Below are 23,531 nucleotides of genomic sequence, written 5' to 3' on the forward strand. Positions count from 1 at the left end.
ACCGCGAGGTACGGCCGAGGGCGTGCCGCTCACGCCGCCGACGCTACTTGCCGGTGCCGCCGTCGCGGCGGCGCAGGAAGCGCTCGAACTCGGCGGCGATCGCGTCTCCCGAGGCCTCGGGGAGGCTCGCCTCGTCCATCATCGACTCGAGCCGGTCCACGTGCTGGGCGATCTCGTCGTCGTCCTCCATGAGCTCGTTGGCGCCGCGCGTCCACGCCTCGGCCTCGTACGGAAGGTCGCCGAGGTCGATCGAGACGCCGAGGAAGCGCTCAATCTGGCTCAGCAGCGCGACCGTGCCCTTGGGGCTCGGCGGATGCGCGACGTAGTGCGGCACGCCCACCCACATCGACAGCACCGTGATGCCGCGCAGCTCGGCCTCGTGGCCCAGCACGCCGAGGATCCCCGTGGGTCCCTCGTAGTCCGAACGCTCGAGGTCGAACAGCGCCCGCGCGGACGCGCTCTCGGAGCTCACGAAGGTGGGCAGGGGTCGGGTGTGCGGCACATCCACGAGCAGCGCGCCGCACGTGATGAGAGTCGTCACCTCGAGGTCCTCGGCATGGTCGAGCACCTCCTCGGCGAAGGAGCGCCAGCGCATCGACGGCTCGATGCCACGCACGAGGGCGATGTCCCGGCTGCCGCGCCACTCTCCCTGCGCGAGGGAGATCACCGAGCCCGGCCACGACAGCACCTTGTCTCCCGAGGCGAGGCGCGTGATCGACGGCCTGCTCACCTGGAAGTCGTGGTACTCCTCGGGATCCAGGATCGCGTGCTCGCGGGCCTCCCAGGACTCCGCGAGGTGATCGAGCGCGGCCGATGCGGCGGTGCCGGCATCGTTCCAGCCCTCGAACGCCGCGATCATCACGGACTCGTCCTCGGGGAGGTGCGGGGCGTCGGTCTCCTCGTTCATCCGGCCAGCCTAGACTGACGGCCGTGAATCCACACTCCTCCGACCCGGCCGCAGTCCTGTGGGACATGGACGGCACCCTGATCGACTCCGAGCCCTACTGGATCGCCGCCGAGAAGGCACTCGCGACGCGGTATGGGGTGGAGTGGACCGACGAGGACGGGCTCGAGCTCGTGGGGCAGGCGCTGCCGTACTCTGCGAGCGTGCTCGCCGCGCGGGGCGTGGACCTGCCCGAGGACGAGATCATCGACTTCCTCGTGTCCTCCGTCGCGGGGGACGTGACGGAGCGCGTCCCGTGGCAGGAGGACGCGCGATCGCTGCTCAACGAGGTCGTGTCGGCCGGCATCCCGTGCGCGCTCGTCACGATGTCCTATGCGCGGCTCGCGGCGGCCTTCCAGGCGCGTGCGCCAGAGGCGTTCCAGGTCGTGGTCTCCGGCGATGAGGTCGAGCGTGGGAAGCCGGATCCTGAGGCCTACCTCCTCGCCGCGAGCCGGCTCGGTGTGGACATCAAGCGCTGCGTCGCGATCGAGGACTCGCGCTCGGGCGTGCGCTCCGCGGCGGCATCCGGCGCCAAGACCCTCGCGGTGAGGCGGCTCACCCCGGTCGAGAGGATCGAGGGCGTGAGCCGGGTGCGGTCGTTCGACGGGGTCGGCCTCGGCACGATCCGGGAGATCGCGGCTGGACGAGTGATCGACGAGCTCGACGAGTAGCCGTTCTCGGCGGCCGCAGAGGTCGACACTCGTCGAGTAGTTGTTTTTGCCTCAAGGACTTTGGTCCCGGTCCGATGGGTGGGTCACCAACCATCCCGGAGGAGAGCCACATGTCCCGCACGCTCCGCTCGATGTCCATCAAGGGCAGGATCCTGACCATCGGCGCGCTCACTGCAGTGGGCATCGTCGCGCTCATCGTCGTGAGCTCCGTCACGCTCGAGAACCGCCTCATGGGCGAGCGTCAGGACGCGACCAGGCAGGTGGTCGAGGTGGCCGCAGACATCATCGAGGGCTTCGTGGCCCAGGAGCAGTCGGGCGCCCTCACGACCGAGGAGGCGCAGGCGGGCGCGATCGCCGCGATCGGCGCACTGCGGTACTCCGAGTCCGAGTACTTCTGGATCAACGATCAGTCGCCCACGATGATCGTCCACCCGATCAAGCCCGAGCTCGACGGCACGGACCTGAGCGGCATCACCGACTCGAACGGCACCGCGATCTTCGTGGAGTTCGTCGACGCGGTGCAGGCCGACGGCTCGGGCTTCGTCGACTACATGTGGCCCAAGCCCGACTCCGAGGTCGCGGCACCGAAGATCTCGTACGTCCAGGGGATCGACGAGTGGGGCTGGATCGTCGGCTCGGGCATCTACGTCGACGACGTTCGCGCCGCGGCGTGGGACGCGGCCGTCGGCATGGCCCTGTGGGGCCTGGGGATTCTCGTGGTGGTCGCCGGGGCCGCCTACGTCATCGGTCGTTCGATCATCCGCGCCGTGTCGTCCGCGACCGACGTCCTCGCCTCGGGCGATCTCGACACGAGGCTGCCGGAGGGTGGCGGGCGCACCGAGCTCGAGCGCCTCGCCGTCGCACTCAACGGGACGCTCGACCGCGCGGCCGCGGTGTCGCGCAACGTCAGCGCTGCGGTCGAGGAGCTCGACGGCGCGGCCACGTCGCTCGCGAGCAGTTCGCACGGCATGACCACCGACGTGGATGAGTCGAACGAGCGGACGTCCGCCGTGGTCGGCGCCGCCGCGGAGGTCAGCGTCGGCATCGACACGATCGCCTCCGCGACCACTCAGATGGGCGCATCGATCCGCGAGATCGCCGAGAACGCCCAGTCCGTCGCGCGAATGGCGGCCGAGGCGGTTGAGGCGTCCGAGGCGACGAGCCGCACCGTCGAGGAGCTCGGTTCGTCGAGCGAGGAGATCGGTGCGGTGGTGAACGTCATCACGGCGATCGCCGAGCAGACGAACCTGCTCGCCCTCAACGCGACGATCGAGGCGGCACGTGCAGGGGAGGCGGGTTCGGGCTTCGCCGTCGTCGCCGAGGAGGTCAAGGACCTCGCCCAGGAGACCGCCCGAGCGACGGGTGGCATCTCGGAGCGCGTCACCGGCATCCAGACGACCGTCGAGCGCGCTTCCGAGGAGATCACGCGCATCGGCGAGATCATCCGCAACATCTCGGACTTCCAGGCGACGATCGCGGGAGCGGTCGAGGAGCAGACGGCGACGACCTCGGAGATGGCCGACAGCACCGAGCGCATCGCCGACAGCAGCCGCATGATCGCGGGCTCGCTCGAGCAGATCGGCGCGGCGTCGGCCCGCACCTCTGAGGGCGTCCGTCAGGTCAGCGCCGCGGCATCGGCGCTCGCCGAGACCTCGAGCCGCCTCCGGGCGGCCGCGCTCGACAGCTAGGCGACGCCCAGCGCGGTCATCGCCTTGTCGGCGGTGAGCTCGGGAGGGGTACCGCCGAACTGCGGGCACAGCGCCTGGAAGCTGCACCAATCGCACAGCTTGCTCGGCCGGGCCCGGAACTCGGCGGTGCGGGCGCACGCGGCGATCTCCGCCCACAGGTCGCGGATCTCCGCCTCGACGTTCGCGATGTCCTCGGCGGTCGGGCGCAGCATGAGCGTGCCGCCGTCCTTGAGGAACAGCAGCTGCAGGAGGGCCGGGCGCGTTCCCTTCAGGCGCTCGACAAGCAGCGCGTAGAACTTCATCTGGAAGCGCTCCTTGGTCCCGTAACGCGGGTGGGGAGTCTTCCCGGTCTTGTAGTCGGACAGGCGGATCGACCCGTCGGGCGCGGTCTCGACCCGGTCGATGATGCCGCGCAGCAGCGGTCCGTTCGGGAGCTGCAGCTCGACGAACTCCTCGCGGCCCGTCGGTTCGAGCCGCGTGGGATTCTCGAGCGTGAAGTAGGTCCGCACCCGGGCACGACCGTCCTCGAGCCATGAGGCGAGGGCCGCATCGTCCTCGTGCAGGTCTGCGAGCTCCGGCTTCTTCGCGAGCATGCGCTCCCAGCCGGGCGCGACCGCGGCCGTGGCCGCCTCCTCGGTGCGTGCGTCGGCGGGCAGGTCGAACAGGTCCTCGAGCACCGAGTGGACGAGCGTGCCGAGCGTCGCGGCGGCCGACGGCGGTTCCGGGATCCGGTCGATCGTGCGCAGCCTGAACATGAGCGGGCACTGACGGAAGTCGCTCGCGCGCGAGGGGGAGAGTGCGGGTCGTCTGGCCATGCGGACACCCTACGCGCGGGCTCCGACAGAGCGACGGTCGCGAGGCCCGACGCCCAGTGGTCCCCCCCCGGGCCAGTGCGACGGTCGCGAGGCCTGACGCCGGGTCGTCGCCCCCGGGAAAGGCGCGAGCGGCACGGTGATCCCCAAGCACGCGGGGGAGAGGGGCCAGGGGCCGATGGCGCTTGACCCCGCTGGGACCGCCTACGGTGGTGGCATGCCCCCGCAGCCCCGCCCCACCAAGGGCTTCTCCCTCGGAACCCTCGTCGGCGCGAGAATCATCGTGCAGCCCTCGACGCTCGTGATGCTCGCGGTGCTCGCGTTCATCTTCGCGTCCGGCTCGGGCGAGGTCTCGAGCCGCACGTTCATCCTCGGCCTGTCGCTCGCGGTGATCCTGTTCGCCTCCGTGTTCCTGCACGAGGCGTCGCACGCGCTCGTCGTGCGCGCCTTCGGCCGTCGGGTCGACGAGATCGTGCTCACGCTGTGGGGAGGCCACACGTCGTTCGACGCGAGGAACCTCACCCCGGCGGTGGCGGGAGTCACGGCACTCGCGGGCCCCGCAGCGAACCTCGTGCTCGGGCTCGGCATCATGGGCGCGGCCGGGCTCGGCCTGCTCACGGGCCTGCCGGGCCAGATCCTCGCGTGGGCGGGGTACGCGAACCTGCTGCTCGCGGCCTTCAACGCGCTCCCCGGCATCCCCATGGACGGCGGCCGCGTCCTCGAGTCGCTCGTATGGGCGATGACCGGCAAGCGCCACACCGGCATGCTCGTGGCCGCGTGGGGCGGCCGTGTGGTGGCGATCGGGCTCGTGCTGTGGGCGGTCGGCACACCGCTGCTGCAGGGCCAGCAGCCCGATCTGTTCTCGCTCGTGTGGGCCGTGCTGCTGTTCTCGATCCTGTGGCCCGCCGCGTCGGCCGCGCTCAAGCACTCGCAGACCGTGGGCCGTCGCATCGGGGTCACCGCCGGGACCCTCATGTCGCCAGCGGCCCCGGTGCCGTACGACGTCACCGTCGCCGATGCGCTCGTGACCGCGGAGTCCTACGGCGCGACCGAGATCGTGGTGCTGTCCGCCGATGGAGCCCCCGCGGGCAGGTTCGACGTCGGGATCGCGCGCAGCGTCCCCGAGGAGCGACGTCCGGCTACGGGGCTCGACGCCGTCGCGATGCCGTTGCCGCGCGGGGCCTCCGTCGAGCTCGACGATGACGCGGAGAGGCTCGTCGAGCGCCTGCGCGAGTGGTGGGGCAAGACCGATGCGTGGGTGGTCCTGCGCGACGGGGAGCCGGTCGGCGTCCTCAGGCTCCTCGATGCCATGAACGCCCTGCGGTAGCGCCGCCTAGGATTGACGGCATGACCCCTGACACCTCCGAGCCCGTCGGCGCGCCCGAGCGGCGCGGCCCGCTGCGCGACGGCGACCGCGTCCAGCTCACCGACCCCAAGGGTCGGCACCACACCATCGTCCTGAGCGCGGGCAAGGTGTTCCACACTCACCGCGGACACTTCAAGCACGACGACCTCATCGGCCAGCCCGAGGGCACCGTCGTGAGCACGAGCGCGGGCACCGCGTATCTGGCCCTCCGGCCGCTGCTGAGCGACTTCGTGCTGTCGATGCCCCGTGGCGCCGCCGTGGTGTACCCCAAGGACGCCGGCCAGATCGTGCAGTACGCCGACATCTACCCGGGCGCGCGAGTCGTCGAGGCCGGCGTGGGCTCCGGAGCGCTCACGATGTCCCTGCTGCGCGCCGTGGGCGACGGGGGATCGCTGACGTCGATCGAGCGGCGCGAGGACTTCGCCGACATCGCGCGCGCGAACGTCGAGTCCTTCTTCGGGGGACCCCACCCGGCCTGGCGGCTCGAGATCGGCGACTTCGCCGACCGCATCGCTGAGGTCGCGGAGCCCGGCACCGTGGACCGCATCGTCCTCGACATGCTCGCGCCCTGGGAGAACATCGAGGCCGCCGCGCAGGCGCTCGCCCCCGGCGGCCTGCTCATCGCCTACGTCGCCACGACCACGCAGCTGTCCCGTCTGGCTGAGGACCTGCGCGAGCACGGCGGCTACACCGAGCCGCAGGCCTGGGAGACGATGGTCCGCACGTGGCACCTCGAGGGCCTGTCGGTGCGCCCCGACCACCGCATGATCGGCCACACCGGCTTCCTGCTGACCACGCGGCGTATGGCGCCTGGCGTCGATGCGCCGCTGCGCCACCGTCGTCCCGCGAAGGGCGCCTACCCCGTGGACGAGGAGTGGACGCCCGAGGACCTCGGCGAGCGCGCCGTCTCCGACAAGAAGGTCCGCAAGGTGCGCCGCGACGCGGTGAAGGCCGCGCCCGGGGGAGCGGAGGACGCCGCCTCCCCGGAAGGCGCCGCCGTCGACGGCGCACCGACCCCCATCGACAACGGCCCCACCGAGGAGGACTGATGGTGCTGGACGCCCAGGACCGCATGGCGGCGCTCGAGCGCCGCAACGCCGAGCTGCAGCGGCTGCTCGAGCTCGCGCGCGAGCAGCTCGGCGAGATGAAGGAGAAGCTCGCGGAGGCGTCGGCCCCGCCGCAGACCTTCGCGACCTTCGTCCAGTGGGTCGACGGCCACGCGGACATCGTGTCTCAGGGACGACGCATGCGCGTCGCGGTCCTGCCGAGCGCGGAGCTCAGCCTCGTCGCGGGCGACGAGGTGCTGCTCAACGGCATGAGCGTCGTGGTGGGCAAGGCCGAGCCCGAGCGCACAGGCCAGGCGGCGATCGTCCGCGAGGTCATCGACGACGAGCGCATCCTCGTGGTCTCCCGCGGTGAGGATGAGCGCGTCGCGGTGCTCATCGGCGCCGACGCCCGCGCCCGCGTGCACGAGGGCGACACTGTGATCATCGACCCGCGCACGGGCTTCGCGTCCGAGAGGGTCGAGCGCACCGGTGTCGAGGCCCTCCTGCTCGAGGAGGTGCCGGACGTCGACTACGCCGCGATCGGCGGTCTCACCGGCCAGATCGAGCGGATCCGGGACGCGATCGAGCTTCCGATCGTGCATCCCGAGCTCTACCGCGAGCACCACCTCCAGCCGCCGCGCGGCATGCTGCTGTACGGCCCTCCCGGCTGCGGCAAGACGCTCATCGCCAAGGCGGTCGCGCACTCGCTCGCCGACGCCGTGGGCGCGGACCGCAGCTACTTCCTTTCCGTCAAGGGGCCGGAGCTGCTCAACAAGTACGTGGGCGAGACCGAGCGCTACATCCGCACGATCTTCGAGCGCGCCCGTGCGAAGGCGCACTCGGGCGCCCCCGTGGTCGTGTTCTTCGACGAGATGGACGCGCTCTTCCGTACCCGTGGCTCGGGCGTGAGCTCCGACATGGAGACGACGATCGTGCCCCAGCTGCTCACCGAGCTCGACGGCGTCGAGTCACTCAGCAACGTCATCGTGATCGGCGCCTCGAACCGCGAGGACATGATCGACCCCGCGATCCTCCGCCCCGGACGTCTCGACGTGAAGATCTCTATCTCGCGGCCCGACGAGCGGTCGGCGGCCGACATCTTCTCGAAGTACCTCACCCCGGCGCTGCCGCTCGCGCCCGCCGAGGTCGAGGCCCACGGAGGGGACGTCCACGCGACGCTTCAGGACATGATCGCCGCGGCCGTCGCGAGGCTGTTCGGCCACGGAGACATCGACCAGCACGCGTCGGGCGCGATGGTGCGCAACATCGTGGACCGGGCCAAGACCGCCGCGATCAAGGCGGTGATCTCCGGGGGCGAGAAGGGGATCTCGACCGCGCACCTCGAGGCCGCCGCCGATCAGGAGATCGCGGAGGCGCGCGCGGTCGCGGCGCGGGAGCTCGGCTGACGTGCGCATCGTCGGACTGGAGACCGAGTACGGCATCACCGACCCCGACCGCCCGGGAGCGAACCCCATCCTGCTGGCCTCTCGGCTCGTGAGCGCGTGCCGCGAGGCGCTCGGCGGGCTCACCGCGCGCTGGGACTACGGAGGCGAGGACCCCCTTCAGGACCAGCGCGGCATGCGGCGCGAGCGCCGCTACGCGACCGCCGACCTGCTCACGGACGCGCCCGAGTACGACGAGGCCACGCGCGGCGTGACGCTCCGTCGGCGACGCGGCTCGTGGGAGGACCCCGCGCATCTCAACGCGGTGCTGCCCAACGGCGCGCGCTTCTACGTGGACCACGCGCACCCCGAGTACTCGGGACCCGAGGTCCGCACCGCGCGCGACGCGGTGCGGTGGGATGCCGCGGGAGACGCGATCGTGCTCGAGGCCGCCAAGCGCTACGAGGAGATCGAGGGCGAGCGGGTCGCGCTGTACAAGAACAACGTCGACGGCAAGGGCGCGAGCTACGGCACGCACGAGAACTACCTGATCCCTCGCGACGTGGACTTCGACGCCCTCGCGGTCGCGCTCACCCCTCACCTCGTGACGCGCCAGGTGTACACGGGCGCCGGCCGCGTGGGGCTCGGGATGTACGGGGACGATGCGGGATTCCAGATGTCGCAGCGCGCGGACTACATGGAGACCGAGGTCGCGCTCGAGACGACGCTCCGGCGCCCCATCGTGAACTCCCGCGACGAGCCCCACGCGACCCGCGGCCGATGGCGCCGACTGCACCTGATCATCGGCGACGCGAACTGCCTCGAGGTCCCCAACCTGCTCAAGCTGGGCACGACCTCGCTGGTCCTGTCCGCGATCGAGGCGGGCGACGAGCGGCTCGAGGAGCTCGAGCTCGCGACGCCCGTCGAGGACGTGCGCACCGTGTCGCGCGACCTGTCGCTCACCGCGCGGCTCACGCTCAAGTCCGGGGAGACCGCCACGGCGCTGGACCTTCAGCGCGCGCTGCTCGAGATCGCGCGCAGCTACGCGGACGATGCGGCGGACGCCGAGGTCATCGCGCGCTGGGAGGGCGTGCTTGATCGCCTCGGCCGCGATGTCATGGAGGCCGCGCGCGAGGTGGAGTGGGTCGCCAAGCTCCAGCTCATGGGCAGGCTGCGCGCCAAGCACGAGGCGGCGCACGGCACGCCGATGCTGTGGGACGACGCGCGCCTGGCCGCGATGGACCTCCAGTGGTCGAGGCTCGGCGACGGTCTCGCGTGGCGCCTCGCGCGGGCCGGCGCGGTCGAGCGGCTCACGACCGACGCCGAGGTCGCGGAGGCCGCTTCCCAGGCTCCGGTGGACACCCGAGCGCGCCTCCGCGGCGCGGCGGTGGTCGGGCTGCGCGACCTCGTCGACGCGGCCGGCTGGTCCACGGTGGTCATCGACCGCGACACCAGGCATGGGAACCTCGAGGTGGTCCACCTGGACGACCCGCATGAGGCCAGCAACGCACTGCTGGACTCCCTGCTCGCCGGATAGACTGACGGCATGCCTCAGGTCAACGCTTCCGGTCAGCCCTACGAGGACGACGCGCCCGAGCCCGCACCGGCTCCCGCGGCGCAGGCGTCCACCGACGCGCTCGACGACCTGCTCGACGAGATCGACGGCTCGCTTCAGACGAATGCGGAGCAGTTCGTGCGCTCGTTCGTGCAGAAGGGCGGCGAGTAGCCCGGCCCGCGGCCGGCCCGCTCGCCCGCTCACGATGCAGATCGCCGAGGTCCCCCCGCCGCTCGAGGTCGAGGACTCCCGTCGGATCTTCGGGCTCGAGACCGAGTTCGGGCTCCACGTCGTCGCGCCTGGCTCTCGCCCCGTGACGCCCGAGGAGGTGGCGGGCCACCTGTTCCACTCGGTCGTGCAGTGGGGCCGCTCGTCCAACGTCTTCCTCACCAACGGCTCGCGTCTGTACATCGACGTAGGCGCGCACCCCGAGTACGCGACCGCCGAGTGCGACACGATCGAGGACCTCATCGCGCTCGACAAGGCGGGGGAGCGCATCGTCCAGGACCTGGTCGCCGAGGGCGAGCAGCGGCTCCGCGAGGCGGGCGTCGACGGCGAGATCCACCTGTACAAGAACAACACCGACTCGGCGGGCAACAGCTACGGCTGCCACGAGAACTACCTGCTGCGTCGGCGCGCTGACTTCGCAGGCTTCGCACGAGGCCTGTTGCCGTTCCTCGTGACGCGCCAGATCGTCACCGGTGCCGGATGCATCACGCGCACTCCCGAGGGCGCGCACTTCAGCTTCTCTCCGCGCGCCGACCACATGTGGGAGGGCATGAGCTCGGCGACGACCCGCTCGCGCCCCATGATCAACACGCGCGACGAGCCGCACGCCAACGCTGAGCTCTACCGGCGGATGCACGTGATCGTCGGAGACTCGACCATGGCGCAGCCCACGACGCTGCTCAAGATCGGCTCGACCGACCTGGTGCTGAGGCTGCTCGAGGCACGCGTCCCGATGCCCGACCTGGCGCTCGCGAAGGAGATGCAGGCGATCAGGGACGTCGCCCACGATCTCACGGGCACCGCGACCGTCGAGCTCGCGGACGGCCGTCGCCTCACCGCGGTCGAGATCCAGCAGTCGTTCCTCGACATGGTCGTCTCCCACCTCGGTGGGCTGATCGAGCGCACCGAGGAGGTCGACCGGATCCTCGACCTGTGGCAGCGCGGCATCGACGCGGTGCGCACGCAGGACCTGTCGGGCATCGACACCGAGCTCGACTGGGCGATCAAGCTCAAGCTCGTGCAGCGCTACCGGGACAAGCTGCAGTGCGAGCTTGACGACCCGCGTCTCGCGAGGCTCGAGCTCGCATTCCACGATGTGTCGCCCACCCGCGGACTCGCGAACCGCATGGAGCGTGAGGGCCTGATCCGCACGGTCGTGTCGGACGAGGCGATCGAGCGCGCGAAGACGGTCGCGCCCGCGACGACGAGGGCCCACCTGAGGGGCCGCTTCGTGCGGGAGGCGCTCGCCTCTGGCCGCGACTTCACGGTGGACTGGGTGCACCTCAAGTTCACGGGCCAGGAGAGCAGGACGGTCCTTCTCAAGGACCCGTTCCGGCATGAGGATGAGCGCGTGGACATGCTGCTCGAGACGGTCACGGGCTGAGCCTCGGCCCGTACACTTGTCTGGCCGACCAACCCCTCAGGAGTGAATTGATGCGTCGCATCGCTGCCCTTGCGCTGGCAGGGTCGCTCGCGCTGACCGGCTGTGTCAGCGGACCGCCCGACAGCTCCGCGTCCGCGTCTCCGAGCGGCTCCGTCGATGCCCTCACCGTCGGCATCGACGAGGACATGTCGCCGACGATCGACTTCCAGCAGGGCCTCGCGTGGGAGGACGCCGAGACGACGGTCGTGTGGGACGGCGACGGCGATCACCTCGAGGCCGGTCAGCCCCTCCTGCTCGACATGTACGGCGTGTCCCTCGAGGACGGTACCGAGGTCATCGACACGTACGACGGCTTCGCGCAGTCCTACGTGCTCGCGCCTGAGCTGCTCGGCGAGGATCTCTACAACGCGCTCCTCGGCGTCCGCGTCGGTGCGCGCATCCTGCACGTGTCGCCTGCCCCCGAGGACAACCCCGACGGTGAGCCGCCGATTGCGATCGTCGTGGACGTGCTCCCCACGCGCGCGGTGGGAAACGAGGTCGAGATCAGCGCGGATCTCCCGAGGATCCGGCTCGCCGAGGACGGCACTCCCACCGTGACGATTCCGGACGGCCTCGAGAAGCCCGCTGATCTGCAGGTCGTCACGACCATCCAGGGCACAGGAACGCAGGTGCGCGACGGCGACTTCGTCAAGGTCAACTTCACCATGGTGAACTGGAAGGGCAAGGAGCTCGACTCCTCGTGGCCCGAGGAGATCGCCCCGCTCGAGGTCGAGGTCGGCTCGGGCGACAGCATCACCGCGATCGAGGAGGGCCTGCTCGACCAGACGGTGGGCTCCCAGGTGATGATCCTGTCGCCAGCGACGCTCGCCTATCCCGACAAGGGTCCCGTCGTCATCGTCGTCGACATCCTTGATGCCTTCACCCCGCAGGAGTCCGAATGACCGTGTCAGTGCGCGTGATCCCTTGCCTCGACGTCGACGCGGGACGCGTCGTCAAGGGCGTGAACTTCGAGAATCTGCGGGACGCCGGCGACCCCGTCGAGCTCGCGCGCGTGTACGGGGACTCCGGCGCCGACGAGCTCACGTTCCTGGACGTCACCGCGTCGTCAGGCAACCGTGAGACCACGTACGACGTGGTCCGCCGCACGGCCGAGCAGGTCTTCATCCCGCTCACGGTGGGTGGCGGCGTGCGCGCGCCCGAGGATGTGGACCGCCTCCTTCGCGCGGGCGCGGACAAGGTCGGCGTGAACACCGCCGCGATCGCGCGCCCCGAGCTCATCACTGAGATCGCGCGGCGCTTCGGCAATCAGGTGCTCGTGCTGTCCGCGGACGCCCGCCGGTGCCGCGACGGCGCGGAGACCCCGTCGGGCTTCGAGGTGACTACCCACGGGGGTCGTCGAGGCACGGGAATCGACGCGCTCGAGTGGATCAGGCGGGCCGAGGAGCTCGGCGCGGGCGAGATCTTGCTGAACTCGATGGACGCGGACGGCACGAATGATGGATTCGATCTTGAGATGATCCGCGAAGCGCGTAATGTGGTCTCGGTGCCGCTCATCGCCTCGGGTGGCGCGGGCACCGCGGAGCACTTCGTGGAGGCCGCCAACGCCGGCGCCGACGCGGTGCTCGCCGCGAGCGTGTTCCACTTCGGCGCGCTCACGCTCAGTGACGTCAAGGAGCACATGCGTGCCGCAGGGATCGAGGTCAGATAGGTGAACGGCCCAGCAAGGCCGGGGGAGTACACGCTCGACGGGTCGTTCATCCGCCAGTCTCGGCAGCTCCTCTGGCATGGTGTTCGTCAGGGTCCCTGGTACTTCGGCGGCTCGATCGTCGCCGCTTCGGTCTTCTCGATCATGACCATCCTCTTCGGCACGCTCCTGGGAGACATCACGGACGATGTCGTGGTCCCCGGGGTCGCGGGCGACCCGCTCGGCGGTCGCTGGGGTGAGATGACCGACGACCCGATGACCGCGATCCTGTACGCGGGAGGGGCCTTCGCCGCGATCGGCATCGTGATCGCGCTCGCGCAGGCGGCTCGCCAGGCGCTCACCCGCGCGGGCGTCGCGCGCATGAGCGGTCGTCACCGGCATGTCCTGTCCGACTCCCTCGCGAGGCTCCCGATGGGGTGGCACCGCACGCAGTCGTCGGGCAGGATCCTGTCGGCCATGTCGTCAGACGCGGACCTGACCACCGGTCCGTTGCACCCGCTCGCCTTCACCGTCGGCTCCGTCGTCATGATGGTGGCCGCCGCCGTGCAGATGTGGCGCGCCGATCCGTGGCTCGCGGTGACGGGCATGGCCGTCATCCCGGCGATCCTCGCGGTCAACTACTTCTTCCAGCGGATCATCACGCCGCTGTGGAGGAGAGGCCAGAGGCTCCGCGCGGGCGTGTCCACGATCGCGCACGAGAGCTTCGACGGCGGCACCGTGGTCAAGGCGCTCGGCGTGGAGGAGCGCGAAGGGCGTCGCTTCGCGCAGGCGGCGCGAGACCTCGCTGAGGCCGACGTCCGGGTGGGCAGGGTCCGCGCGTGGTTCGAGCCGCTCATGGACCTCATGGCACCGCTGGGCGCCGTCGCGCTCATGGCAGTCGGATCGTGGCGCGCCTCGACCGGGTACGTCTCGGTGGGCGACGTGATCTCCGCGATGTACTTCGTGACCCTTCTCGCGGTGCCGATCCGCGGCATCGGCTGGATCCTGGGCCAGATGCCGCAGGCGCTCGTGTGCTTCCGCCGCGTCGGTGAGATCGTCGAGGCCGCGCGCGAGATCGACGAGCCGGGCCACATCGAGATCGAGGGCTGTGGTGCGGGCACCGTGAGCTTCGTGGGCGCGTCCATCGGCGCGGACGACGGGCATGACGAGCTGACCGTGCTCGTGGAGGGTGCCTCGATCGAGCTCCACGCGGGCACCGTGACCGCGCTCGTCGGCCCGACGGGCTCGGGCAAGTCGACGATCGCCCTCGCCGCCTCGCGGCTCACGCTGCCGGCCTCGGGCCAGGTGCTCCTTGACGGAGTGCCGCTGTCCGACGTGAAGAACCTTGAGAGCCACGTCGCGCTCGTGCCGCAGACGGCGTTCGTGTTCGCCGGCACGGTGAGGGAGAACGTCACCCTGGGCGACGACTACGACGACAACGCGGTGTGGGACGCGCTCGAGCGCGCCTCGATCCATCGCGTGGTCCGCAACCTCGTGGAGCCAGGAGCCGATCCGCTGTCCGCAGTGCTCGACGAGCGCGGCTCCAACCTGTCCGGCGGCCAGCGGCAGCGTCTCGCGCTCGCCCGTGCGCTCGTGCGCCGACCCCGCGTGCTGATCCTGGACGATGCGACCTCCGCGGTCGACCCCGTGGTCGAGCGCGAGATCCTCACGGGCCTGTCGGCGTCGGACGACGCGCCGACGGTTCTGCTGGTGGCCTACCGCCTCGCCTCCATCATGATGGCCGACAGCGTCGTGCACATGGACTCCGGTCGTGTGGTCGACGCGGGCTCGCACGACGAGCTGTTCTCCCGTGACGAGGGCTACCGCGACATCGTGCTCGCCTACAAGCGTGACGCCGAACGCGCAGCGAACGAGATCGGGGGAGCGAAGTGAGCGAGCCGACCACCATCAGGCAGACCTTCGTGCGCGGCTTCGCCGTCAGCCCTGAGCTCCGCGACGGCCTGGGCGTCACGCTGTCGCTCGCGATGGTCGCGGCGGCGGGCATGATGGCCGTGCCGTTCGTGACTCAGCAGGTGACCGACAAGGGCCTGCTCGCCGAGGGCGGCGTCGACCTTCAGGTCGCGTTCACCTACTCGGGCATCGGCGCGGTGATGCTGATCATCTCGACGTTCATCAACCGCACCGTCCGGATCCGGATGGTCACTCAGGCAGAGCGCGGCATGGCGACCCTGCGCATCAAGGGCTTCGACACCGTTCACGACCTGTCAGTGCTGACGCAGAACGCGGACACCCGCGGGGGCTACGTGTCGCGCGTCACCGGTGACGTCGACACCGTGCGCAACCTCATGCAGTGGACCGGTGCCGCGATGATCACCGCGGCATTCCAGTCGTTCATCATGCTCATCGTCATGGCGGTCTACTCGTGGCAGCTCGCACTCGTGGTGGTGGCCTGCTACATCCCGACGGTCATCATCGTGAAGTACATGCAGCCGTCGATCATCCGCGCGTTCGCGCGGGTGAGGGCGGGCGTCGCGGAGATGCTAGGGATCACCGGCGAGCAGCTCGTCGGCATCTCGACCATCCGGGCCTACGGCGTCCAGGGGCACATGCGGGACGACCTCCGCGCCCCCAACAAGCAGATCATCGACGACGACACGCGCGCGGGCTGGCTCGCCTCGGGCCTGTTCTCCGCGAACGCCGCCGCCCAGTCGATCGCGACGGGGCTCGCGCTCATCGTCGGCATGAGGCTCGCGCTCGACGGGAACCTGAGCGTCGGCACGGTCGTCGCCTTCGCCTTCCTCGTGTACCAGTTCGCGGGCCCGATCGGCTGGATCATCGAGATGCTCGCCGAGATGCAGCGCGCCCTCGTCGGCTGGAGGCGCGTGATCGGGCTCGTCGACACGCCCGTGACCGTCGCCGACCCCGGCGCGGCGGGCACCCCGGTGCCGCGAGGCCAGGGCGGCGTCTCGATCTCCGGCGTGCGTCTGACCTACCCGAGCGGACCCGAGGTGCTCAAGGGCATCGACCTCGAGGTGCCCGCGGGTCGGCGGGTCGCGCTCGTGGGCGAGACCGGCTCGGGAAAGACCTCGCTCGTGCGACTGCTCGCACGCTTCATCGACCCCACGCAGGGCACGATCGAGGTGGGCGGCGTGGACCTCAGGGACGTGCCGATGCACGACCTGCGACGTACGGTCGCGATCGTGCCGCAGGAGGGCTTTCTGTTCGACGGCACGATCCGCAGCAACCTCGCCTACGCGCTCCCCGAGGACACCTCGGCGGAGGAGATCGAGCGTCAGTCGCTCGCTGTGTTCGAGTCCCTCGGCCTTGACGGCTGGCTCGTGGCGCAGCCCCACGGCCTCGACACGCACGTGGGCCCGCGCGGTGAGCTGCTGAGCACGGGGGAGAGGCAGCTTGTCGCGATCGCGCGCGCCTACCTGCGCGATCCCGATGTGCTGATCCTCGACGAGGCGACGTCCGCGGTCGACCCCGCGACCGAGGTGCGCATCTCGCGCGCGCTCGAGTCGCTCATGCGGGGCCGCACGTCCGTGGTCATCGCGCACCGGCTGTCGACGTCGGAGCGCGCGGACGCAGTCGCGGTGATGGATGCGGGCGAGATCGTGGAGTTCGGCTCGCATGCCGACCTGGTCGCACAGGGCGGGGTCTACGCGCGCATGCATGAGGCGTGGGTGGCGCAGACGCGCTGACACCGTGTCCCGTCGTGGAAGGATGGGCGCATGCCTCTGGATCCCTCGATCGCCGACCGACTCAAGCGCAACGACGACGGCCTGGTCTGTGCCGTCGTGCAGCAGCACGACACGCGTGAGGTCCTCATGGTCGCCTGGATGAACGACGACGCTCTCCACGAGACCCTCACGTCCGGCCGCGCCGTGTACTGGAGCCGCTCGCGGCAGGAGCTGTGGCGCAAGGGTGACACCTCGGGCCACGCGCAGCGCGTCGTCCGCGCCTCGCTCGACTGCGACGGAGACGCGATCCTGCTCGAGGTCGACCAGGTGGGCGCGGCCTGCCACACGGGCGAGCGCACGTGCTTCCTCACCGGCGGCGACCTCGGCGCCGTGAACGGTCTGGAGGGCAGCGATGACTGACGCGCCCGTGGCCGTCGGTTGGGGCGAGACCTGGCCCGCGCTCGACCGCTTCAAGGAGCTCGGAGCCAGCCACCGCGTCGTCCCGGTGGTGCGACGCGTGCTCGCCGACTCGACCACGCCGGTGTCGGTCTACCGCGCGCTCGCGCAGTCGCGGCCGAACACGTTCATCCTCGAGTCGGCCGAGCCCGACGGGACCCTGGGCCGCTTCTCCTTCATCGGCGTGCGGTCGCGCGCGGCGCTCACGATCGACGGGGACGAGGCACGCTGGACCGGCGATGTGCCCGTCGGACTGCAGGGCGGCGCGCCGCTCACCGCGATCCGACAGGTGCTGTCCGAGCTCGCGTCCGAGGCGATCCCCGGCCTGCCGCCGCTCACAGGCGGCATGGTGGGCGTGCTCGGCTGGGACATCATCCGCCAGTGGGAGCCGACCCTGCCCAAGAAGGCTCCCGCCGAGATCGACGTGCCCGACGTGCTGCTCCTGCTCGCGACGGACATCGCCGTGGTCGACCACCTCGACGGCTCGGTGTGGCTCATCGCGAACGCCGTGAACGCCGACGCGCAGGCCTCGGGCATCGAGGCCGCCTACGCCGACGCGGTCGCCAGGGTCGACGCGATGGAGAAGGCGCTCGCCGAGGCACCGAGCGGCGAGGTGTCCGGCCTCGGCGAGACTGCCGAGCCCGAGATCCGCCAGCGGTCGGCGATGGGCGAGTACGAGCACACCGTCGAGTTCGCCAAGGAGGCGATCCGCGACGGCGAGGTCTTCCAGGTGGTGCCGTCGCAGCGTTTCGACGTGCCGTGCGAGGCAACCCCGATCGACGTCTACCGGGTGCTCAGGACCGTGAACCCGAGCCCGTACATGTACTGCTTCCAGCTCGAGGACGCCGACGGGCGCTCCTTCGCGGTCGTGGGGTCGAGCCCCGAGTCGCTCGTGCGCGTCGAGCGCGGCGCGGTGTCGACCTTCCCGATCGCCGGCTCGCGTCCGCGCGGCGCGACCCCTGACGAGGACAAGCGTCTCGAGGAGGAGCTGCGCGCCGATCCCAAGGAGATCGCGGAGCACGTGATGCTCGTGGACCTCGCCCGCAACGACCTCGTCAAGGTGTGCGAGCCCACGTCGGTCGAGGTCGCGGACTTCATGTCGCTCAACCGCTACAGCCACATCATGCACCTGTGCTCGACGGTGATCGGCACGCTCGAGGACGGGCACACCGCGTTCGACGCGTTCACCGCGACGTTCCCCGCCGGGACGCTCTCTGGCGCGCCGAAGCCCCGCGCGATCGCGCTCATCGATGAGGTCGAGCCGGCCAGGCGCGCGCTCTACGGCGGTGCGGTCGGCTACTTCGATTTCGCGGGCAACACCGACACCGCGATCGCGATCCGCACCGCGCTCATCAAGGACGGCATCGCGTACATCCAGGCCGGCGCGGGCATCGTCGCGGACTCGGTTCCCGAGACCGAGGCGGCCGAGACCAGGAGCAAGGCGGCGGCGATGATCCGCGCCGTGTCGCTCGCCTCCCGCCTCTCGCCGCGGGGTCGTGGCTAGACTGTCGCCATCCCCGGATCCTCACGAAGGAGCATGAAGTGTCGAGCAGCGTGAAGCTCAACCCCCAGGACCTCCCCGAGGCGGCCCCGCACAACCACGGCCGCACCCTCGCGGCATGGGTCACGAACGTGGGCCTGGTCGTGGCAGCGGTCATCGCCGCGCTGGGCATCGGGATCCCTCAGATGACCCTGGTGTGGGTCGGAACAGCCGTCGCCGTCGTGTCGCTTGCGGCCGGCGGGGCGCTCAAGGCTCTCGGCCACGGCCAGACCTCGAGCTGATCTCGGCGCTGGCAGGCGCCGTGCCGTCGCAGGAACAAAGGAGAAGATCGCATGACTGACATCCCGCCGCCCCCGATGCCGCCCCAGCCGCCGATGCCGGGCCAGCCCGCTTACGGCGCAGGCCCGTCGGACGCGAAGAACAGCCTCGGCACCTGGGCGCTCGTGCTCGGCATCCTCAGCATCGTCTGCTGCGGACTCTTCGCCGGCATCCCGGCCATCATCGTCGGCCAGAAGTCGAAGGAGGCCGCGGCCCAGGGCCTCGCCACCAACGGCAACCTCGGCCAGGTCGGCTTCATCCTCGGCATCATCGGCTCTGCGCTGTCGGTGCTCGGTGGTGTCTTCTACGGCATCGCCGCCGCGACCGGCTCGTACTCGTACTGACCAGGCTGTGACCACAGACGCCGCCGTCGCGCGCTCGACCCCGCATCGTCTTGCGGGTCCTGCCGTCGCGACGGCGGCGCTGCTGTGCGGGACCGCCTACACGGGTCTTCAGGACCCGACCGGCTCGGGGGTCTTCCCCTCCTGCATCTTCTACGCCGCCACCGGGCACTGGTGCCCGGGATGCGGCGGCCTGCGGGCGGTCCACTCGCTCCTCCAGGGCGACCTGGCGCTCGCGCTGCAGTACAACATCGTCGTGGTGCTGCTCATCCTCCCGCTCGGCATCGCGGCCGTCGGCCTGTGGTGGTGGCGCACGTGGTCTCGCCAGGGCACGGTGAGGATCCCGATGTGGTTCGCGATCGGCATGCCCGCGTTCCTCGGTCTGTTCTGGATCGTGCGGAACCTCCCACCGTTCGCGCCCTACCTCACCGTGCAGTGAGCCTCCCGTTGACGGTGCGCTGACCGGTCGGTGCCGCATCTGGCGGTCATTCGACCCTTTCGTCCGGCGCTACCATTGACGGCAGGGAGGTGGACCGACCATGAGCGTCCTGCAGAGCATCGTGGCCGGAGTCCGGGAGGACCTGGCAGTACGCGAGGAAGCGACATCGATGGCCGCGCTCAAGGAGCGCGCCGCGAGGCTGCCGGGGGCGATCGACGCCTACCAGAAGCTCGCATCCGACGAGATCTCGGTGATCGCCGAGGTCAAGCGGTCGAGCCCCTCCAAGGGCGATCTGGCCGACATCACCGACCCCGCCTCGCTCGCGACCGAGTACGCCGCCGGGGGAGCGACGGTCATCTCGGTCCTCACCGAGCAGCGCCGTTTCGGCGGCTCACTCGCCGACCTGGATGCGGTGCGCGCCAAGGTCGACACCCCGATCCTCCGCAAGGACTTCATCGTCACGCCGTACCAGGTGTGGGAGGCCCGCGCCCATGGAGCCGACATGGTGCTCCTCATCGTGGCGGCACTCGAGCAGAACGCGCTCGAGGGCCTGATCGAGCGCGTCCACTCGCTCGGCATGACCGCGCTCGTCGAGGTGCACGACGCGGAGGAGGTGACCCGCGCCGTCGACGCGGGGGCTCGCGTGGTCGGCGTCAACGCGCGCAACCTCAAGACCCTCGAGGTCGACCGCCACACGTTCGCGCGAGTCGCGCCGACCATCCCCTCGGGGATCCTGCGCGTCGCCGAGTCCGGCATCCGCGACAGCCACGACGTGGTCGAGTACGCCCGCCTCGGTGCGGACGCGGTGCTCGTCGGCGAGGCGCTCGTGAAGGATCGCGACCCGCGCACCGCCGTCGCCGAGATGGTGGCCGCCGGCGCGCACCCCGCCCTGCGGTCGGTGCGTCCGTGACCGAATCGCTGCAGGCCGCGCCCGGGCCGTTCTTCGGAGAGTTCGGCGGACGCTTCCTTCCCGAGGCGCTCATGGCCGCCCTCGACGAGCTCACCGACGCGTACGACAAGGCACGCGTGGACCCGTCCTTCACCGCGGAGCTCGACCGCCTCGCCCGTGACTACACAGGGCGTCCCTCGATCGTCACCGAGATCCCGCGCTTCGCGGAGCACGCCGGCGGAGCGCGCATCCTTCTCAAGCGCGAGGACCTCAACCACACGGGCTCGCACAAGATCAACAACGTCCTCGGCCAGGCTCTCCTCACCAAGCGGCTCGGCAAGACGCGCGTGATCGCGGAGACGGGCGCGGGCCAGCACGGAGTCGCGACCGCGACCGCCGCGGCGCTCATGGACCTCGACTGCGTGATCTACATGGGCGAGGAGGACACCGAGCGGCAGGCCCTCAACGTCGCACGCATGCGTCTGCTCGGCGCCGAGGTCGTGCCGGTCACGACCGGATCGCGCACGCTCCGCGACGCGATCAACGAGACGTTCCGCGACTGGGTCGCGAACGTCGAGAGCACCAACTACATCTTCGGCACCGCCGCGGGACCCCACCCGTTCCCCGCGATGGTGCGCGACTTCCAGCGCGTGATCGGCGTTGAGGCGCGCGAGCAGATGCTCGCGCTCGGCGGTCTCCCGGACGCGGTCCTTGCGTGCGTGGGCGGCGGCTCGAACGCGATCGGCTCCTTCGACGCCTTCCTTGACGACGCGGACGTCCGCCTCATCGGCTGCGAGGCCGCCGGCGACGGGGTCGAGACCGGACGTCACGCCTCGACCATCACCGGTGGTCGCCCCGGAGTGCTCCACGGCTCGCGCTCGTACATTCTCCAGGACGAGGACGGGCAGACGCTGCCCTCGCACTCGATCTCCGCGGGTCTCGACTACCCGGGCGTCGGCCCTCAGCACTCGTGGCTCGCGGACATGGGCCGCGCCGAGTACTGGCCCATCACGGACGCCGAGGCCATGGACGCCTTCCGGCTGCTGTGCCGCACCGAGGGCATCATGCCGGCCATCGAGTCGTCGCATGCGCTCGCCGGTGCGATCAAGCTCGGCAAGGAGCTCGGTCCCGACGCGACCCTGCTGGTCACCCTCTCGGGACGCGGTGACAAGGACGTGGAGCAGGCGGCCCAGTGGTTCGCGATGATGCCGGGGGAGGACGCGTGACCGCTCTGGGAGACCGCCTCGATCAGATCAAGGCGGAGGGGCGTTCCGCGCTCATCGGCTACCTTCCCGTCGGGTTCCCCTCGGTCGAGGGCTCTGCTCGCGCGATGCGCGAGATGGTCGAGGCCGGAGTCGACATCGTCGAGGTCGGCCTGCCGTACTCGGACCCCGTCATGGACGGCGAGACCATCCAGCTCGCGGCTGAGGCCGCTCTCGCGCGCGGTACCCGCGTCGGCGACGTCTTCGAGGGCGTCCGCGCGGTCGTCGAGGCCGGTGCGGTGGCCGTCGTGATGAGCTACTGGAACCCGATCCTGCAGTATGGGCCCGCGCGATTCGCCGATGATCTTCTCGCTGCGGGCGGCTCTGGCGTCATCCTCCCCGACATCACGCCCGACGCGGGCTCCGGCTGGGCCGAGGTCGCCGCGTCGAGGGATCTCGACACGATCCACCTCGTCGCGCTCACGACCACGACCGAGCGCATGCACCTCACGTGCCAGGCATCGTCGGGCTTCGTCTACGCCGCGGCGCTCATGGGCGTCACCGGTGAGCGCTCGTCGATCGGTGGCGGCGTCGAGGAGCTCGTGGGCCGCGCACGCGACGCCGGCGCTCCCCGCGTGTGCGTCGGACTCGGCGTGAAGACGGGCGAGCACGCGGCGCAGGTCGCGAGCTACGCGGACGGTGTCATCGTCGGCTCGGCGCTCGTGCGCTGCCTCGCCGACCACCCGGACGACCTCGACGCCGGCATCGCGGCGCTCCGGGCCAAGACCGAAGAGCTTGCTGCCGGTGTGAGAGGACACGCGTGAGGGCTTCGATCCCCAGCCCACCACTCGAATGGTCGAGCTTCTCGATCGGCCCGCTGACCATCCACGCCTACGCGCTGTGGATCCTGCTCGGCATCTTCATCGCGCTGTGGCTCACGCGCAAGCGCTGGATCGCACGCGGCGGGGACCCCGAGGTCGTCGAGACGATCGCCTTCTGGGCGATCCCCTTCGGCATCATCGGCGGCCGCATCTATCACGTCATCTCGAGTCCCGCCGCGTACTTCGGCGAGGACGGCAACCCGATCGACGCCCTGAAGATCTGGGAGGGTGGGCTCGGCATCTGGGGCGCGGTCGCGCTGGGCGCGCTCGGCGCCTGGATCGGTGCGCGGCGCGCGGGCGTGTCGTTCACCGCCTTCGCCGACGCCGTCGCTCCCGGCGTGCTGCTTGCCCAGGCGATCGGTCGCATGGGCAACTACTTCAACCAGGAGCTGTTCGGCGGTCCGACGGACCTTCCCTGGGCCCTGCAGATCGACGAGGCCTTCCGCCCCGCCGGCTACGAGTCGTTCGCGACCTTCCACCCGACCTTCCTGTACGAGATGGTGTGGAACCTGGCCGGCGTCGCGGTGCTGCTGTGGGCGGACCGGCGCTTCAAGCTGTGGGGCGGGCGCGTCTTCTGGCTCTACGTCGCCGTGTACACCTCGGGCCGACTCTGGATCGAGATGGTGCGGATCGACACCGCCGTCCACATCCTCGGCGTCCGTGTGAACACGTGGGTGTCGGCCCTCGTCCTGCTGACGGCGATCCTCGCCTTCGTGTGGCTGGGTGTCAGGCAGCGACGCCTCGCCGAGGTGCCGGCGCGCGACACGCTCGCCGCGAGACCGGTGGCCGCCGCGGCAGTCGTTGAGGACGGCGAAGCCGACGACTCGGACGCCGCCGCCGATGCGGACACGGACGATGCTTCGGTCGCGGGCGACGAGGACGCCACGGACGATGCTTCGTCCTCAGGTTCGAGTGCCGACGTCGACGCTGCCGAGGGCGACGAGGCGGACGCCCCGGGCGCCGACGCGCCCGACTCCGACGGCGAGGGGACGGATCCCGAGGCCGAGCGAACGCGGGAGACCGCGGAAGGTGCCGGTACGCTGGGCGATGCGGACAGTGCCGGAGACCCTGGCGAGACGCCCCGCGCGCAGTAAAGAGTTC

Annotated in this window: 23 protein-coding genes; 21 read left to right on the forward strand and 2 right to left on the reverse strand. The window is 70.6% G+C overall.

Going from position 1 to position 23,531, the window contains the following annotated elements:
• Positions 1–43: 43 nt before the first annotated feature.
• On the reverse strand, positions 44–907 hold the full coding sequence (locus B7K23_RS09580) for a PAC2 family protein (protein WP_084126372.1): 864 nt from the start codon (positions 905–907) through the stop codon (positions 44–46).
• A gap of 23 nt (positions 908–930) precedes the next feature.
• Here B7K23_RS09580 and B7K23_RS09585 point away from each other — a divergent pair, with 23 nt between their 5' ends.
• Positions 931–1,614: an HAD family phosphatase gene (locus B7K23_RS09585; protein WP_234996484.1), complete on the forward strand. Its 684-nt coding sequence runs from the start codon at positions 931–933 to the stop codon at positions 1,612–1,614.
• A gap of 110 nt (positions 1,615–1,724) precedes the next feature.
• Positions 1,725–3,302, forward strand: coding sequence for a methyl-accepting chemotaxis protein (locus B7K23_RS09590; RefSeq protein WP_084126373.1), 1,578 nt, complete (start codon positions 1,725–1,727; stop codon positions 3,300–3,302).
• Here B7K23_RS09590 and B7K23_RS09595 read toward each other — a convergent pair.
• On the reverse strand, positions 3,299–4,117 hold the full coding sequence (locus B7K23_RS09595; RefSeq protein WP_084126374.1) for a PD-(D/E)XK nuclease family protein: 819 nt from the start codon (positions 4,115–4,117) through the stop codon (positions 3,299–3,301). The genes B7K23_RS09590 and B7K23_RS09595 overlap by 4 nt on opposite strands.
• A gap of 214 nt (positions 4,118–4,331) precedes the next feature.
• Between B7K23_RS09595 and B7K23_RS09600 the strand changes: the two genes are divergently transcribed.
• The 19 genes from B7K23_RS09600 to lgt all read left to right on the forward strand — a co-directional run bounded on the left by B7K23_RS09600 (position 4,332) and on the right by lgt (position 23,524).
• Positions 4,332–5,441 (forward strand): site-2 protease family protein, encoded by a 1,110-nt coding sequence (locus B7K23_RS09600; RefSeq protein ID WP_143338222.1) that lies wholly within the window; start codon positions 4,332–4,334, stop codon positions 5,439–5,441.
• A gap of 20 nt (positions 5,442–5,461) precedes the next feature.
• A complete protein-coding gene (locus B7K23_RS09605; protein WP_084126376.1) occupies positions 5,462–6,529 on the forward strand; it encodes a tRNA (adenine-N1)-methyltransferase in 1,068 nt (355 codons plus the stop codon).
• Positions 6,529–7,932 (forward strand): proteasome ATPase, encoded by a 1,404-nt coding sequence (gene arc, locus B7K23_RS09610; protein WP_084126377.1) that lies wholly within the window; start codon positions 6,529–6,531, stop codon positions 7,930–7,932. Before B7K23_RS09605 ends, arc begins: the two co-directional genes overlap by 1 nt.
• Position 7,933: 1 nt before the next feature.
• Positions 7,934–9,445 carry a depupylase/deamidase Dop gene (dop, locus tag B7K23_RS09615; RefSeq protein WP_084126378.1) on the forward strand — a complete coding sequence of 504 codons (1,512 nt, stop codon included), beginning with the start codon at positions 7,934–7,936 and terminating at the stop codon, positions 9,443–9,445.
• A 9-nt stretch (positions 9,446–9,454) separates the two neighbouring features.
• Positions 9,455–9,634 (forward strand): ubiquitin-like protein Pup, encoded by a 180-nt coding sequence (locus B7K23_RS09620; RefSeq protein WP_084126379.1) that lies wholly within the window; start codon positions 9,455–9,457, stop codon positions 9,632–9,634.
• A 34-nt stretch (positions 9,635–9,668) separates the two neighbouring features.
• Positions 9,669–11,075, forward strand: coding sequence for a Pup--protein ligase (pafA, locus tag B7K23_RS09625; RefSeq protein WP_084126380.1), 1,407 nt, complete (start codon positions 9,669–9,671; stop codon positions 11,073–11,075).
• Between the two features lie 50 nt (positions 11,076–11,125).
• On the forward strand, positions 11,126–12,016 hold the full coding sequence (locus tag B7K23_RS09630; RefSeq protein WP_084126381.1) for an FKBP-type peptidyl-prolyl cis-trans isomerase: 891 nt from the start codon (positions 11,126–11,128) through the stop codon (positions 12,014–12,016).
• Positions 12,013–12,783 (forward strand): imidazole glycerol phosphate synthase subunit HisF, encoded by a 771-nt coding sequence (gene hisF, locus B7K23_RS09635; RefSeq protein ID WP_084126382.1) that lies wholly within the window; start codon positions 12,013–12,015, stop codon positions 12,781–12,783. Before B7K23_RS09630 ends, hisF begins: the two co-directional genes overlap by 4 nt.
• Complete coding sequence (locus B7K23_RS09640; RefSeq protein ID WP_084126383.1) at positions 12,784–14,652, forward strand: ABC transporter ATP-binding protein; 1,869 nt, start codon at positions 12,784–12,786, stop codon at positions 14,650–14,652. It begins immediately after the preceding gene.
• A complete protein-coding gene (locus tag B7K23_RS09645) occupies positions 14,649–16,424 on the forward strand; it encodes an ABC transporter ATP-binding protein (protein WP_084126384.1) in 1,776 nt (591 codons plus the stop codon). The genes B7K23_RS09640 and B7K23_RS09645 overlap by 4 nt, the downstream gene beginning before the upstream one ends.
• A 30-nt stretch (positions 16,425–16,454) precedes the next feature.
• A complete protein-coding gene (hisI, locus tag B7K23_RS09650) occupies positions 16,455–16,823 on the forward strand; it encodes a phosphoribosyl-AMP cyclohydrolase (RefSeq protein ID WP_084126385.1) in 369 nt (122 codons plus the stop codon).
• The gene (locus B7K23_RS09655) at positions 16,816–18,363 is read left to right on the forward strand and encodes an anthranilate synthase component I (RefSeq protein ID WP_084126386.1); all 1,548 of its coding nucleotides are present in this window, start codon (positions 16,816–16,818) and stop codon (positions 18,361–18,363) included. Before hisI ends, B7K23_RS09655 begins: the two co-directional genes overlap by 8 nt.
• Before the next feature lie 38 nt (positions 18,364–18,401).
• A complete protein-coding gene (locus tag B7K23_RS09660) occupies positions 18,402–18,641 on the forward strand; it encodes an HGxxPAAW family protein (protein WP_234996485.1) in 240 nt (79 codons plus the stop codon).
• 51 nt (positions 18,642–18,692) lie between these two features.
• Positions 18,693–19,022: a DUF4190 domain-containing protein gene (locus B7K23_RS09665; protein WP_084126388.1), complete on the forward strand. Its 330-nt coding sequence runs from the start codon at positions 18,693–18,695 to the stop codon at positions 19,020–19,022.
• Positions 19,023–19,029: 7 nt separating this feature from the next.
• A complete protein-coding gene (locus B7K23_RS09670; protein ID WP_159451375.1) occupies positions 19,030–19,458 on the forward strand; it encodes a DUF2752 domain-containing protein in 429 nt (142 codons plus the stop codon).
• Between the two features lie 100 nt (positions 19,459–19,558).
• A complete protein-coding gene (gene trpC / locus B7K23_RS09675) occupies positions 19,559–20,368 on the forward strand; it encodes an indole-3-glycerol phosphate synthase TrpC (protein WP_084126390.1) in 810 nt (269 codons plus the stop codon).
• On the forward strand, positions 20,365–21,573 hold the full coding sequence (gene trpB, locus B7K23_RS09680; protein ID WP_084126391.1) for a tryptophan synthase subunit beta: 1,209 nt from the start codon (positions 20,365–20,367) through the stop codon (positions 21,571–21,573). The genes trpC and trpB overlap by 4 nt, the downstream gene beginning before the upstream one ends.
• On the forward strand, positions 21,570–22,373 hold the full coding sequence (gene trpA / locus B7K23_RS09685; protein ID WP_084126392.1) for a tryptophan synthase subunit alpha: 804 nt from the start codon (positions 21,570–21,572) through the stop codon (positions 22,371–22,373). The genes trpB and trpA overlap by 4 nt, the downstream gene beginning before the upstream one ends.
• Positions 22,370–23,524 (forward strand): prolipoprotein diacylglyceryl transferase, encoded by a 1,155-nt coding sequence (gene lgt, locus B7K23_RS09690; RefSeq protein WP_084126393.1) that lies wholly within the window; start codon positions 22,370–22,372, stop codon positions 23,522–23,524. The genes trpA and lgt overlap by 4 nt, the downstream gene beginning before the upstream one ends.
• Positions 23,525–23,531 lie beyond the last annotated feature (7 nt).

It is taken from the genome of Demequina sp. NBRC 110054, assembly GCF_002090115.1.
In the GTDB taxonomy this organism is placed as follows: domain Bacteria; phylum Actinomycetota; class Actinomycetes; order Actinomycetales; family Demequinaceae; genus Demequina.

Bases quoted from the DNA above. Each gene is read 5' to 3' on its own strand.
- arc (WP_084126377.1), top strand. From the start codon at position 6,529: ATGGTGCTGGACGCCCAGGACCGCATGGCGGCGCTCGAGCGCCGCAAC.
- B7K23_RS09595 (WP_084126374.1), bottom strand. From the start codon at position 4,117: ATGGCCAGACGACCCGCACTCTCCCCCTCGCGCGCGAGCGACTTCCGT.
- B7K23_RS09655 (WP_084126386.1), top strand. From the start codon at position 16,816: ATGACTGACGCGCCCGTGGCCGTCGGTTGGGGCGAGACCTGGCCCGCG.
- B7K23_RS09630 (WP_084126381.1), top strand. From the start codon at position 11,126: ATGCGTCGCATCGCTGCCCTTGCGCTGGCAGGGTCGCTCGCGCTGACC.
- pafA (WP_084126380.1), top strand. From the start codon at position 9,669: ATGCAGATCGCCGAGGTCCCCCCGCCGCTCGAGGTCGAGGACTCCCGT.
- B7K23_RS09665 (WP_084126388.1), top strand. From the start codon at position 18,693: ATGACTGACATCCCGCCGCCCCCGATGCCGCCCCAGCCGCCGATGCCG.
- B7K23_RS09605 (WP_084126376.1), top strand. From the start codon at position 5,462: ATGACCCCTGACACCTCCGAGCCCGTCGGCGCGCCCGAGCGGCGCGGC.
- hisF (WP_084126382.1), top strand. From the start codon at position 12,013: ATGACCGTGTCAGTGCGCGTGATCCCTTGCCTCGACGTCGACGCGGGA.
- trpC (WP_084126390.1), top strand. From the start codon at position 19,559: ATGAGCGTCCTGCAGAGCATCGTGGCCGGAGTCCGGGAGGACCTGGCA.
- B7K23_RS09600 (WP_143338222.1), top strand. From the start codon at position 4,332: ATGCCCCCGCAGCCCCGCCCCACCAAGGGCTTCTCCCTCGGAACCCTC.
- B7K23_RS09580 (WP_084126372.1), bottom strand. From the start codon at position 907: ATGAACGAGGAGACCGACGCCCCGCACCTCCCCGAGGACGAGTCCGTG.
- B7K23_RS09620 (WP_084126379.1), top strand. From the start codon at position 9,455: ATGCCTCAGGTCAACGCTTCCGGTCAGCCCTACGAGGACGACGCGCCC.
- B7K23_RS09590 (WP_084126373.1), top strand. From the start codon at position 1,725: ATGTCCCGCACGCTCCGCTCGATGTCCATCAAGGGCAGGATCCTGACC.
- hisI (WP_084126385.1), top strand. From the start codon at position 16,455: ATGCCTCTGGATCCCTCGATCGCCGACCGACTCAAGCGCAACGACGAC.